Consider the following 13,967-nt stretch of genomic DNA (forward strand, 5'->3'; position numbering starts at 1 on the left):
AGGAAAAGAAACATGATTTCAGTAAACGATTTTAAAACAGGATTAACAATCCAAGTAGACGGTAACCTTTACCGCGTAATCGAGTTCCAACACGTAAAACCAGGTAAGGGTGCTGCATTCGTGCGTTCAAAATTACGTAACTTACGTAATGGTAACGTAACTGAAAAAACATTCCGTGCAGGTGAAAAAGTAGAAAAAGCACAAATCGATAACCGTAAAATGCAATATTTATATGCATCTGGTGATCAACACGCATTCATGGATATGGAAACATATGAACAAATCGAACTACCAGAATCTCAATTAGAGTATGAATTAAAGTACATCCTTGAAAACATGGAAGTACAAATTGTATCATTCGAAGGCGAAGTATTAGGTGTATCTTTACCGAACACTGTTGTACTTGAAGTAACTGCTACTGAACCAGGAATCAAAGGTGATACAGCAACAGGCGGTTCAAAACCAGCAACAATGCAAACAGGTCTTGTTGTAAACGTACCATTCTTTGTAAACGAAGGCGATAAATTAATTATCAATACAGAAGATGGTTCATACGTTTCACGTGCATAATCATAAGGATTAACCTCTCTTTTCGAGAGAGGTTTTTCTTTTAAAATAATTTAGTACCTACTAATAACATGAGTCGTAATTACTAAGTGCTTGAACTGTGCTAGTACAGAAGATGTTCGGTCTAAATGTCTAAATAGTGTAATCGTTTACAGCATTTCATTTATGGTTAACGCTTCAAACTTTTACTTAATTCGTAAAAAAAAGATTGTATTTCAAACGGAATTTATCTACTATAAATATAGAAATTGCTATTTTTCAATAAAATGTTTCAAAAGTTTGAAAAAAGCGATAAAATAATATGTGTATTATAATACACACAAGTAAGGGGAGTTAAAGTATGTTAAAAATTCAAGAAATTCGTGAGATTATTAAATTGGTGGATTCATCTTCAGTGGATGAATTTGTATTCGAGCAAGATGACACAAAATTAAAACTTAAAAAGCACAACGGTCAAACAGTTGTAGCGCAAGCTCCTGTAGCAGTTCAAGCTGCACCAGTAGTAGAAGCACCAAAAGCAGCAGCTCCTGCACCAGCAGTAGAAGCACCAAAAGCTCCAGAAGCACCAAAAGCTGAGAAAAAAGAAGTTGTGGCAGATGCAAATCTACATAAAATCACTTCTCCAATGGTTGGTACATTCTACTCTGCTCCAAACCCAGAATCACCTGCGTTCGTAAAAGTAGGCGATCAAGTGGGCGAAGAGTCAATCGTTTGTATCGTTGAAGCAATGAAATTATTCAACGAAATCGAAGCAGAAGTAACTGGTGAAATCGTTGAGATTCTTGTTGAGAATGGTGAATTAGTGGAATACGGCCAACCTCTATTCCTAGTTAAAGAAGCGTAAGGGGGGTCCTACTAATGAAAAAAGTACTAATTGCAAACCGTGGTGAGATTGCAGTACGTATCATTCGTGCTTGTAAAGAATTAGATATTCAATCTGTGGCTGTTTACTCAGAAGCAGATGCTGAAGCATTACATGTTCAATTAGCAGACGAAGCATATTGTATCGGACCGAAGTTTTCTGCAGATAGTTACTTAAAAATTGACCGTATTTTAGCGGTAGCAGAAAAAACAGGTTGTGATGGAATTCACCCTGGATATGGTTTCTTAGCTGAAAATGCTGCCTTCGCAGAAGCTTGTGAAGATGCAGGTATTACATTTATTGGGCCAACTTCAGATGCGATTAAAGTAATGGGTATTAAAGACGTAGCGCGTGATACAATGGAAGCAGCAGGGGTGCCACTTGTTCCAGGTACAGGAATTGTTCCTGATATCGAAACAGGTAAAAAATGGGCTGCAGAAATTGGATACCCTGTTATTATTAAAGCTACTGCCGGTGGTGGCGGTAAAGGGATTCGTGTTGCACGTACGGAAGAAGATCTTGTAAAAGGAATCGAGATTACACAAAATGAAGCAGCAGCTGCATTTGGTAATCCAGGTGTATACCTTGAGAAGTTCATTGAATACTTCCGTCACTGTGAAATTCAAGTATTAGCTGATAACTACGGTAACGTAATCCATTTAGGTGAGCGTGATTGTACAGTACAACGTCGTATGCAAAAACTAGTTGAAGAAGCGCCATCTCCAGCACTTTCGGAAGAACGTCGTGCGGAAATGGGTGCAGCAGCAGTTAAAGCAGCGCAAGCATGTTCATATCGTGGTGCGGGTACTTGTGAATTTATTTATGACTACCGTGAAGATAAATTCTACTTCATGGAGATGAATACACGTATCCAAGTAGAACATCCTGTAACAGAAGCAATTACAGGAATCGACCTAGTTGCGCAACAGTTAAAAGTTGCATCTGGTGAAGAATTAGCTTATAAACAAGAAGACGTGAAATTAAATGGATGGGCAATTGAATGTCGTATTAACGCAGAGAACCCTTACAAAAACTTCATGCCTTCAGCAGGTAAAGTAGACACGTATGTAGCGCCAGGTGGTATTGGTGTTCGTATTGATTCTGCTATGTACCCAGGCTATTCAATTCCACCATATTACGATTCAATGGTTGCAAAATTGATTGTTCATGCAGATACGCGTGAAGAAGCGATTGCAAAAATGAAGCGTGCATTAGGTGAGTTTGTTGTTGAGGGTCCTGGTATCCATACGACAATTCCTTTCCATGAAAAATTAATGAGTAATGAAGTTTTCAAATCAGGTAAATTCAATACGAAATTCCTAGAAGAAAACGACGTTATTAATTCTTAATAAATGAGAGGGGCAAATTCAATGACAGAACAAAACATTCAATCTTTACAACAACCGACACCGCAAGGAAAAGAGGCGCTTGGAAAGATTGAAGTAGCACCTGAAGTAATTGAAGTGATTGCAGGAATTGCGACGAATGAAGTGGAAGGCGTTTCGGGAACGAGAGGTTCTTTTGCATCGGGCGTTGTAGAAAAATTCGGCAAAAAAGTTCATGGCAAAGGGATCAAAACAGAATGGACAGAAGACGGTTTAATCGTCGATGTATATTGTTTTGTGCAATATGGTGCATCCGTTGCGCATGTTGCCAGAGAAGTACAGCGTCAAATTCGTGAATCGATTGAAAACATGACGGAGCTTCAAACGAAAGAAGTGAATGTTCATGTTACGGGGATTCAGTTTGATCAGGCTACAAATTCAAAAGTTGAATAAAGCCCTGTAAATAAGCGTTTTGAGGTTTTTTCCTCAAAACGCTTTATTTTTTCGTTTGACATAAAAGCGAACGTTTTATATACTGTGTATTGTAAACGTTCGCTTATATTTTTGTTCGCACGAAAAAGACAGATTTTTTAAAACTTGTCGTAAAGCGTATGATGACAAGGGAAAGTGTGATAAAATAAACTTCATATGAAAATAATTGTTATAGCTAACAAGTGAAATAAGACAGCTATTTAAAAGGAGTTATTAAGAATGAAGCGACGTGAAGCGCGTGAAAAAGCGTTACAAACACTTTTTCAACTAGAGAATACTGAATTAACTGTAGAGGATGCAATTGAGCATACACTTGCAGAAGAAAAATCATCGGCATTCTTTGAAGAATTAGTATACGGTACACAGAATCACTTAGAAGAAATTGATGCATCATTAGAAAGTAAATTAGAAAATTGGTCATTAAGCCGCTTAGCGAAAATTGAACGAACAATTTTACGTCTAGCAGCTTTTGAATTAATGTATATGCCAGAAACACCGAACAATGTTGTCATCAATGAAGCAGTTGAGATTTCAAAAGTCTTTGGTGATGAGAAGTCAGGTAAATTCGTAAACGGCGTATTATCAAAATACTAGATCGTTAATAGGACAGACGGAAGGGATTTTCTCTTCCTAACACCCTGTTGACGCATCAAAGCTGAATTCGGGAGTGTAGAAAATGTCAAGTCAACTAATTAACGGAAAAGAAATCAGTAACATAATTCGTACAGGTATTCAAAAAGAAGTACAAGATTTAATTGCAAAAGGAATTACACCAGGATTAGCAGTGATTCTAGTAGGTGAGGATCCTGCGTCACATACATATGTAGCAAACAAAGAAAAGGCTTGTAAAGAATTAGGAATTTATTCCAAGCTTATTAAATTACCAGAAGATACAACAGAAGAAGATTTACTAGCGCAAATCAAACAATTAAATGAAGCATCTGAGATTGATGGTATTCTAGTCCAGCTACCATTACCAAAACAAATCAATGAACAAAAAGTAATTGAAACCATTTCTCCATTAAAAGATGTAGATGGTTTCCACCCAAATAGTGTTGGGAAAATGCTTCTAGGACAAGAAACATTTTTACCATGTACACCACATGGTATTATGAAGTTACTCGAACATTCAAATATTGAAGTTGCTGGTAAACATGCAGTAGTTATTGGGCGTAGTCATATTGTTGGCGTACCAATGGGGCAACTACTATTACAACATGATGCAACAGTGACATATTGTCACTCGAAAACAAAAAATCTTCAAGAAATGACAAATCAAGCAGATATTTTAGTTGTAGCAATCGGACGTGCGAAAATGATTACAGCCGATTACATTAAAGAAGGTGCAGTGGTTATTGATGTCGGTATGAATCGCGATGAAAATAATCACCTATGCGGAGATGTTGATTTTGATTCAGTTGTTGAAAAAACATCTGCAATTACCCCTGTTCCAGGCGGCGTTGGTCCAATGACAATCACAATGTTGATGTATAACACAGTTCAATCAGCAAAAACAAAGCTAGCATAAGACAAATGACGCTGATTAAGGTAAAATAGAATAGACAGAAAGCTGTTTTTCTGCGGAAAAACAGTTTTTTTTATGGGCGAATCATAACGTCAAAAAATGTGTAGAGGAAACACATCCTTAGAGGAGATGAATTAATGGTCATTCATTATTTATCTGTGCAAGCATTGACCAAATATATTAAGCGGAAATTTGAAGCAGATCCTCATTTACGTGAAGTATATGTAAAAGGTGAACTGTCCAATGTGAAACTACATAATTCAGGGCATATTTATTTCACGTTAAAAGATGAACACGCACAAATTCAAAGTGTCATGTATAAGATGCAGGCGAAACAACTTGCTTTCAAACCTGAAAACGGTATGAATGTGCTGATTCGTGGAGATGTGAATGTCTATGAAGTAGCAGGGCGCTATCAAATGTACGCGAAAGAGATGCAACCAGACGGTGTTGGGAGTCTACATGTAGCATATGAACAATTAAAAAAAGAGTTGGCAGCACGTGGTTATTTTAAACCAGAATTTAAACAGCCGATTCCTAAATTCCCTAAAAGAATAGGGGTTATTACAGCGAAGACGGGTGCGGCGATTCGAGATATTTTGTCCACACTAAAAAGACACTATCCAATTGCTGAGGTAGTGGTTATTCCAACTGCTGTTCAGGGAAAAGTAGCTGCGAATGATATTGCACAAGCTATCGCTTTAGCGAATCAGCAAGGGAATATCGACACACTCATTGTTGGACGAGGTGGCGGTTCGATTGAAGATTTATGGGCATTTAATGAGGAAGTGGTCGCACAAGCTATTTTTGAAAGTCGTATTCCCGTCATTAGTGCAGTTGGGCATGAAACGGATACAACGATTGCGGATTATGTAGCGGATTTACGTGCACCGACACCAACAGGCGCAGCGAAGATGGCTGTACCAGACCGTTTCGAATTACTACAGCATGTTGAATCACTCCGTACACGTCTTATTCAACAGACACAAGCACAATTAAAGCATGAACGTGCTCGTTTGACACGTGTGCAGTCCGCATACCCCATGTTATACCCCGAACGCTTATATCGTCCTTTTGTTGAACAATTAGTGCAATTAGATGATCGTATGCAGCGTGCAGCCGTGCAAGCAATGGAGCAGCAACGTTATAAGTGGCAACATCTTGAACAAAAACTTCAAATTTATAATCCTTTAAAAGAGATTGTATATGAAAAGAAGCGTATTGAGTCGATGCAACAAGCCTTAACGAGAGCAATCGCTCAAAAATTACAGCAAGAACGACAACGTTTTACGGCAGCTGTTCATACACTTGAGATGTTAAATCCTTTATCCATTATGACACGCGGATATGCAATTGCTTATGATGATCAAAAAGTTGTAAAATCGGTAGATTCATTAGAGGAAGGACAAAAAATAGACCTTCAATTTACAGACGGTCGTGTTCAAACGATTGTGCAGTCCATTCAAAAAGAGGAGGAGTCCACATGACAAAAAAACAACAATCATTCGCTGAATCGATTGAACAATTAGAAGAAATTGTTCGCTCACTTGAAAAAGGCGATGTTCCATTAGAAGATGCCATCTCTTTATACCAAGAAGGGATGAAATTGTCACAAAGCTGTCATACACAACTTGAAAAAGCAGAACAGCAATTGGTGAAAATGATGGATCAAAACGGAAATGAAACGGAGTTAAATTTACAGAAAGAGGCGGAATAAATAATGACAAGTACACTAAAAACATTTATGGAAGAACAATTACCAATCATTGAATCGCATATGTACGAATTTGTAGAAGATTTAACAGCACCCACTTCATTAAAAGAAGCGATGTTATATTCTTTAAAAGCTGGTGGGAAGCGTGTAAGACCACTTTTTGTGATTGCAGTAATGGAGTATTTAAATAATCCAACAAAAGCAGGGTATACAGTAGGGGCAGCGGTAGAAATGATTCATACATACTCGCTAATCCATGATGATTTACCAAGTATGGATAATGATGACTTCAGACGTGGTAAACCGACGAATCACAAAGTATTTGGTGAAGCAGCAGCGATTTTAGCAGGTGATGCACTGAATACACTACCATTTGGCATTTTAGCGCGCTTAGAAAATGTGTCAGCTGAACAAAAAGTAGAATTAATTCGCCTTCTAAGTGAGACGGCTGGAGCAGAGGGGATGGTTGGCGGACAAGTACTCGATATCGAAGGTGAAAAACGCCAACTTACTTTAGATGAATTAGTACGTGTTCATGAAAATAAAACAGGCGCCATTTTACGTTTTAGTATTGAAGCAGGTGCGATTTTAGCAGGTGCAACACAAGAGCAACGCAACTTATTTGTCGAATATGCGTACCATATTGGACTCGCATTCCAAATTAAAGATGATATTTTAGATATCGAGGGCACAACAGAAGAATTAGGAAAAACAGCTGGGAAAGATGTAGCGAGTGAAAAAAGTACGTATCCGGCACTCTTAACATTAGACGGAGCTAAAGAAAAATTAGCAGAACATGCGACAAAAGCACATGCATGTTTAGAGAAAATACCATCGAATAGTAAATATTTAGCAGATTTAACGGACTATATTATAAATCGTAACAAGTAATCAGTTTAAATACTTTCTGTTCGACTTAATGACTGTTATAATAGTGAAAAAAGTCGTGTGAGTAAAATCAATGATAAAAGTAAAGGTGTGTGATGGTGGTGGATTTAAACACAATATCTAGTCCATCCTTTCTGAAAAATTTGAATAAAAAACAATTGCAAGATTTAGCAGTTGATATTCGCAAATTTTTAGTTGAAAAGTGTTCTGTAACAGGTGGACATATTGGACCAAATCTAGGTGTAGTTGAATTAACAATTGCACTACATCGAGTATTTAATAGCCCGCAAGATAAGTTCTTATTTGATGTTGGGCATCAAGCATATGTGCACAAAATTTTAACAGGTCGTGCGGATCAATTCGATACGTTACGTCAATATAAAGGTTTATGTGGTTTCCCAAAACGCAATGAGAGTGAGCATGATGTATGGGAGACGGGTCATAGTTCAACTTCTCTATCAGCGGCGATGGGCATGGCAGCTGCACGTGATGTTCAAGGAAAACATAATCATGTCGTTCCGATTATTGGAGATGGTGCATTAACAGGTGGAATGGCACTTGAAGCACTGAATCATATCGGACATGAAAAAACAAATATGACCGTTATTTTAAATGATAATGAAATGTCAATTGCACCGAATGTAGGCGCTTTACACAATATGTTGTCTCGTATGCGTACAGCGACACCTTATAATCGTGCAAAAGATGATTTTGAAGGTTTATTAAAGCGTATTCCAGCAGTGGGTGGACGTTTAGCTTCGACAGCAGAGCGTGTAAAAGATGGTTTGAAATATTTAGTTGTACCAGGCATGTTCTTTGAAGAATTAGGTTTTACTTACTTAGGACCAATTGACGGTCACGATTTTGAAGCACTTGAGTCAACATTATTAAATGCGAAACGTACTGAAGGTCCTGTAATCGTTCATGTGATTACGAAAAAAGGTAAGGGCTATTCACCAGCGGAAAATGATAAAATTGGAAATTGGCATGGTACGGGTCCTTATAAAATGGAAACAGGAGATTTTGTTAAATCGTCTGTTACAGCACCAGGTTGGTCAAAACTAATTGCAGATACTGTAACACGTATTGCGCGCGAAGATGATCGTGTTGTAACAATTACACCTGCGATGCCAGTTGGTTCGAAATTAGAAGGATTTGCTAAGGAATTCCCGAAACGCTTCTTTGATGTTGGTATTGCAGAGCAACATGCAACAACGATGGCAGCAGGGATGGCAGCAGAAGGTTCAAAACCGTTCTTATCAATTTACTCGACATTTTTACAACGTGCATACGATCAAATGTTACATGATATTTGTCGTCAAAACTTAAATGTATTCGTTGGAATTGACCGTTCAGGTTTAGTTGGAGCAGATGGTGAGACACATCAAGGTGTATTTGATATTAACTTCCTTCGCTCAATGCCAAACATTGTCATTATGATGCCGAAAGATGAAAATGAAGGCCAACATATGGTGCAAACAGCTTTAGCATACGATGAGGGGCCAATTTGCTTACGCTATCCACGTGGTAATGGTTTAGGCGTTCCAATGGATGAAGAATTAAAAACATTACCAATCGGTAGCTGGGAAGTATTAAAAGCAGGAACGGATGCAACGATTCTAACATTTGGTACGACGATTCCGATGGCAGAAGCAGCAGCAGAAAAATTAGCCGAACAAGGTATTTCAGTTGAAATTGTCAATGCTCGCTTCATTAAACCAATGGACGAGGAAATGCTACATCGCATTTATCAAACAGGTCGCCCTATTTTAACAATTGAGGAATCGATGCTACAAGGTGGATTTGGTAGTGCTGTATTAGAGTTTGCGAATGATCATGGCTATGACACAAATCAAACAGAACGTATGGGTATTCCAGATGAATTCATCGAACATGGAAGCGTTGATTTATTAATGCGCGACATTCATTTAACAGCAGAAGAAGCTGAAAAACGCATTACAAAGCTCGTACATCAAAAAAGAGAACAAGAAGGTCTAAAATCATAATGGCAGACAAAGTACAAAAAGAGCGCGTAGATATTTTACTCGTTCAACGCGGTATGTGTGAAACACGTGAAAAAGCAAAACGTTTAATTATGGCGGGACAAGTTTTCTCTAAAGAAGTTCGCGTCGATAAAGCAGGAGAGAAAATACCAGCAGACCAAGATTTAACAATTAAAGGTCAACAACTGAAATATGTCAGTCGTGGTGGTCTAAAGTTAGAAAAAGCACTTGAGATTTTCGACTTTACGGTGGAAGGAAAACTGATGCTAGATATCGGTTCTTCAACAGGTGGTTTTACAGATTGTGCGTTACAGAACGGCGCGCGTCATTGTTACGCTTTAGATGTTGGTTCAAATCAACTCGCTTGGAAGATTCGTTCAGATGAACGCGTTACGGTAATGGAGAAAACCAATTTCCGTTACGTAACTGCACCTGATTTAGTCGAGGGTTTACCAGAAGTGGCAACAATCGATGTATCATTCATCTCACTCGAACTAATTTTACCCGTCTTAAAAACATTATTGATGCCTGGTGGCGATGTGATGGCTCTTGTTAAACCACAATTCGAAGCAGGTAAAGAAAATGTCGGTAAAAAAGGTGTCGTACGCGATGCGAAAATTCATTTAGAAGTACTTGAAAAAGTAGCGGATTTCGCAGAGGAACTAGGGTTTGTTTTAAAAGATGCTTCTTATTCACCAATTACAGGTGGAGAAGGAAATATCGAATTCTTATTCCATCTTTACAATCCGCATACTACTGAAGAATTAGAACGTTCGTGTGATTTACAAGCAGTTGTAAAAGAAGCACATGCACAATTAAAATAAAGTAGCTAAAAATCGAAAAACACTTTCAGAGAATCAGAAGGTTCTTTGAAGGTGTTTTTCCATGAATAAATGCCTAAATAAAAGAAGAAGAAAATAGATAAAAGATTCGTTTTTTCTTGTTATTTCATTGAATAGATGATAACTTTAGGTTGACAGGCATAAATATGCATAGAGGTGAATGATATGAATAAAAGTCAAAGACATATTCGTATTCGTGATATGATTGCGAATCGAGAAATTGAGACACAAGATGAATTAGTCGACTTATTAAAAGAAGCAGGCTATAACGTGACACAAGCAACAATCTCACGTGACATTAAAGAATTACATCTAATCAAAGTACCATTACAAGATGGACGTTATAAATATAGCTTACCAGCAGACCAACGTTTTAATCCTGTACAAAAACTACATCGTGCGCTAGCAGATGCTTTTGTATCGATTGATGGGGCAAGTCATTTCCTCGTTATGAAGACATTACCAGGCAACGCACATGCGATTGGCTCATTATTAGATCACTTAGATTGGACGGAAATTTTAGGTACAATCTGTGGAGATGATACAATCATGATTTTATGTCGTGAAGAATCAATGCGTGAAGTAGTGAAAAATCGTTTACTAGAGATGTTATAAGAACTGCTAGAGAGAAGTATTGAGGGGTGTGACACATCGTGTTAAAAGAATTATCCATAAAGAATTTTGCCATCATTGATGCATTAACCGTCGAATTTCAAGAAGGATTAACTGTATTAACGGGCGAAACAGGTGCGGGTAAGTCAATCATCATTGATGCGGTACAACTTTTAGCAGGAGGTAGAGGTTCTCAAGAGTTTATTCGCCATGGTGCTAAAAAGGCTGAACTTGAGGGCCTTTTTACGTTGCCGGAAGAACCGCATCCTGCTTATGATAAGTGTAAAGAATTAGGAATCGAAGTTGATGAAGGTGTGATTATTTTACGCCGAGATTTAAATGATACAGGAAAGAGTGTTTGTCGTGTTAACGGTAAAATGATGCCACTGAATATGTTACGTGAAGTGGGCTCGACATTGATTGATATTCATGGGCAGCATGAATCACAAGAATTAATGGACGATAAACAGCATATCTATTTACTCGATCAATTTGCGGGTGATGCGATTACAGAAGATAAAGAACAATATACATCGCTCTATGAACAATATCGTGCATTGAAAAGCGAATTAGCAGCACTATCACTTGGTGAACAGCAAATCGCTCAAAAAATTGATTTATACTCATTCCAAATTAAAGAGATTGATGCATGTAAGTTTAAAGAGAATGAAGAAAATGAATTGATGGAAGAACGTCGTCGTTTAAATAACTTCCATAAAATCTTTGAAGGTAGTTCTCACGCACATGAAGCGATTCTTGGTGAATCTAAAGGGCTTGATTGGATTGGTCAAGCGATGTCTGATTTAGAAGATGTTGCGAATGTAGATGAACAGTTCAAAGAACAATCTATGGCCGTATCAGACGCGTTCTATGTTTTGCAGGAAGCTGCTTTTTCATTAAAGAATATTTTAGATGAGATGGAGTTTGACCCAGAAAGATTAAATGAAGTAGAGCAACGCCTCGCACTCATTCAAAATATGAAGCGAAAATATGGTCATAGTTTAGCGGATATTTTAGCGTATCGCGATCAAATTGGTAAAGAATTAGAGACGCTTGAAAATAGCGACGAGAATATTCAAAAGAATGAAAAACGCTTAAAAGACTTAGAAAAGCAACTAGCTGAACAAGCAGAAAAGCTAACAGTTATCCGTAAAGAATATGGTGTTCAATTAGCTGAGAAGATTATGACGCAATTACAAGAGTTGTACATGGAACGTGCAACACTGATTGTACAAATTACACCGTCACATACATTTGATGCGATGGGTAGCGATGAAGTTGTCTTCTATATTTCAACGAATGTAGGGGAGCCACCAAAGCCACTGACGAAAATTGCGTCTGGTGGTGAGCTATCGCGTATTATGATTGCTCTTAAAACCATCTTTTCATCTACAATGGGAATTACGTCCATCATTTTTGATGAGGTTGATACAGGCGTAAGTGGCCGTGTAGCGCAAGCTATTGCGGATAAAATTTCACTAATCTCTGTAAATTCACAAGTGCTTTGTATTTCGCATTTACCACAAGTAGCGGCGATGGCTGACCATCATTATTATATTCAAAAGCAAGAAGAAGATAATCGTACGTTCACATCGTTATGTGAATTAGTAGAAGATAATCGAATTGACGAGATTAGTCGCATGATGTCAGGTGAAGTCGTGACGGAAAAAACATTCCAACATGCAAAAGAACTGGTTGAAATTGCAGAAGAACATAAACAACGCCGTATCATATAACTACTATTAAGACATTGTAAACAAGTACGAATGAATTGTTTATAATGTCTTTTTTATCTGAAAAATAAACAAAAGTTTCATTCAACACGCAAAAAAAGTGTTATAATACATATAAATTACATGAAAATAAAACAATTGTTTTATAAGAAAATGGGTAATGACATTTTGTTTTGAAATGAATTTTGATACAATAAATGCATTGTGAAATGTTGAGTGAAAACCTAAGGAGGAAAAAAGATGACGCAGATTAAGGTAGCCATTGCAGATGACAACCGCGAACTTGTAGCCACATTAGAAAAATACTTGCAAAAAAAATGAAGGAATACAAGTAATTCATACTGCTTCAAATGGTAAACAGTGCTTAAAAATGCTGGAGGAAGAAATCCCTGATGTGCTAATTTTAGATATTATTATGCCTCACTTAGATGGTTTAGCTGTTTTAGAAGAGATACATAAAAATGAGCAATGGAAAACGATTGAAGTGATTATGTTAACAGCTTTTGGACAAGAAGATGTTATGAAACAAGCGAGTGACTTTGGTGCGGCTTACTTTATGTTAAAACCTTTTGAGATGGATCGTTTAGAGTCGAAGATTATTCAATGTGCAGAACGTGCAAAAATGAAACAAACAAAAGCACGGGAAATTATTGAAATTGATTTACCTGAGACATCAGATAAGCATACATTAGATGCACGTATTACATCTATCATTAAGGAAATAGGTGTACCAGCTCATGTAAAAGGATATGGCTATATTCGTGAAGCTATTCAATTAGTCTATAATAATCCAGATTTATTAAGTTCAATTACAAAAGCGTTGTATCCAGCTATTGCAGAAATATTTGAAACGAAACCAACACGTGTAGAGCGTGCCATCCGAAATAGTATTGAGATTGCGTGGGGACGTGGAAATCATGACGCCGTATCCAAGCTATTCGGTTACACATCACACCATATGAAACAAAAACCAACAAATTCAGAGTTCATCGCCATGGTCGCAGAAAAGTTACGCGAAGAATTAGTAGAAGTATAAGTCATCTTATGAAAAAGCAGCAGAGTCGTTTCAGTATGAACTGCATGCTTTTTTTTGTGAATATAAGTAAGGAAAGAGGAGAGATATGTTTTATATTAGTTCGCTAGTAGGTTTAATGGTACTTTTGTACAGTATATGGAAGCGTCATTCTTTAGGGATTTATCTTGGTTTTGTTATCGCGCTTACAACACTTTTTTTATGGATTTGGGGTGCAAATGTTTTTTTATTAGCTATACCTGTTCTTTCAATGATTAGTAAAGAGGCTATAGAGAAAATACAAGATAAGAAAAACACAACACACTGAATATAGGTCTAAAAGCATATTTTTTTCAGGGATAGTCATGAAAAATGTATTAGTTTTTTGCGAG

The 13,967-nt window shown here is 37.4% G+C and carries 14 protein-coding genes and 1 pseudogene; all 15 read left to right on the forward strand.

What is annotated here, in order from left to right; genetic code table 11:
• Positions 1–12 precede the first annotated feature (12 nt).
• Positions 13–570: an elongation factor P gene (gene efp, locus ACKVQX_RS05780; RefSeq protein WP_068452963.1), complete on the forward strand. Its 558-nt coding sequence runs from the start codon at positions 13–15 to the stop codon at positions 568–570.
• Positions 571–907: 337 nt separating this feature from the next.
• Positions 908–1,411 (forward strand): acetyl-CoA carboxylase biotin carboxyl carrier protein, encoded by a 504-nt coding sequence (accB, locus tag ACKVQX_RS05785; protein ID WP_068452965.1) that lies wholly within the window; start codon positions 908–910, stop codon positions 1,409–1,411.
• 14 nt (positions 1,412–1,425) lie between these two features.
• Complete coding sequence (gene accC / locus ACKVQX_RS05790; RefSeq protein ID WP_068452967.1) at positions 1,426–2,778, forward strand: acetyl-CoA carboxylase biotin carboxylase subunit; 1,353 nt, start codon at positions 1,426–1,428, stop codon at positions 2,776–2,778.
• A 21-nt stretch (positions 2,779–2,799) separates the two neighbouring features.
• Positions 2,800–3,207 (forward strand): Asp23/Gls24 family envelope stress response protein, encoded by a 408-nt coding sequence (locus tag ACKVQX_RS05795; protein ID WP_087680245.1) that lies wholly within the window; start codon positions 2,800–2,802, stop codon positions 3,205–3,207.
• Between the two features lie 258 nt (positions 3,208–3,465).
• Positions 3,466–3,840, forward strand: coding sequence for a transcription antitermination factor NusB (gene nusB / locus ACKVQX_RS05800; RefSeq protein ID WP_068452972.1), 375 nt, complete (start codon positions 3,466–3,468; stop codon positions 3,838–3,840).
• A gap of 82 nt (positions 3,841–3,922) precedes the next feature.
• The gene (folD, locus tag ACKVQX_RS05805; RefSeq protein WP_285215102.1) at positions 3,923–4,774 is read left to right on the forward strand and encodes a bifunctional methylenetetrahydrofolate dehydrogenase/methenyltetrahydrofolate cyclohydrolase FolD; all 852 of its coding nucleotides are present in this window, start codon (positions 3,923–3,925) and stop codon (positions 4,772–4,774) included.
• 134 nt (positions 4,775–4,908) lie between these two features.
• The gene (gene xseA, locus ACKVQX_RS05810; protein WP_409136080.1) at positions 4,909–6,258 is read left to right on the forward strand and encodes an exodeoxyribonuclease VII large subunit; all 1,350 of its coding nucleotides are present in this window, start codon (positions 4,909–4,911) and stop codon (positions 6,256–6,258) included.
• Entirely contained in the window at positions 6,255–6,488 is a 234-nt protein-coding gene (locus ACKVQX_RS05815) for an exodeoxyribonuclease VII small subunit (protein WP_068452980.1), read from the forward strand. The genes xseA and ACKVQX_RS05815 overlap by 4 nt, the downstream gene beginning before the upstream one ends.
• 3 nt (positions 6,489–6,491) lie before the next feature.
• Entirely contained in the window at positions 6,492–7,376 is an 885-nt protein-coding gene (locus ACKVQX_RS05820) for a polyprenyl synthetase family protein (protein WP_068452982.1), read from the forward strand.
• 98 nt (positions 7,377–7,474) lie between these two features.
• Positions 7,475–9,379 (forward strand): 1-deoxy-D-xylulose-5-phosphate synthase, encoded by a 1,905-nt coding sequence (gene dxs / locus ACKVQX_RS05825; RefSeq protein WP_325943021.1) that lies wholly within the window; start codon positions 7,475–7,477, stop codon positions 9,377–9,379.
• Positions 9,379–10,200, forward strand: a complete 822-nt coding sequence (locus ACKVQX_RS05830; RefSeq protein WP_068452984.1) for a TlyA family RNA methyltransferase — start codon at positions 9,379–9,381, stop codon at positions 10,198–10,200. Before dxs ends, ACKVQX_RS05830 begins: the two co-directional genes overlap by 1 nt.
• A gap of 183 nt (positions 10,201–10,383) precedes the next feature.
• Positions 10,384–10,833, forward strand: coding sequence for a transcriptional regulator AhrC/ArgR (gene ahrC, locus ACKVQX_RS05835; protein ID WP_068452987.1), 450 nt, complete (start codon positions 10,384–10,386; stop codon positions 10,831–10,833).
• 38 nt (positions 10,834–10,871) lie between these two features.
• Complete coding sequence (gene recN, locus ACKVQX_RS05840) at positions 10,872–12,566, forward strand: DNA repair protein RecN (protein ID WP_409136081.1); 1,695 nt, start codon at positions 10,872–10,874, stop codon at positions 12,564–12,566.
• A 237-nt stretch (positions 12,567–12,803) separates the two neighbouring features.
• A pseudogene (gene spo0A / locus ACKVQX_RS05845) lies at positions 12,804–13,599 on the forward strand (sporulation transcription factor Spo0A).
• 85 nt (positions 13,600–13,684) lie between these two features.
• Positions 13,685–13,903 (forward strand): hypothetical protein, encoded by a 219-nt coding sequence (locus ACKVQX_RS05850; RefSeq protein WP_368633981.1) that lies wholly within the window; start codon positions 13,685–13,687, stop codon positions 13,901–13,903.
• The last annotated feature ends 64 nt before the right edge of the window (positions 13,904–13,967 follow it).

It is taken from the genome of Kurthia sp. ISK08 (genome assembly GCF_046159805.1).
Classification (GTDB): domain Bacteria; phylum Bacillota; class Bacilli; order Bacillales_A; family Planococcaceae; genus Kurthia; species Kurthia gibsonii.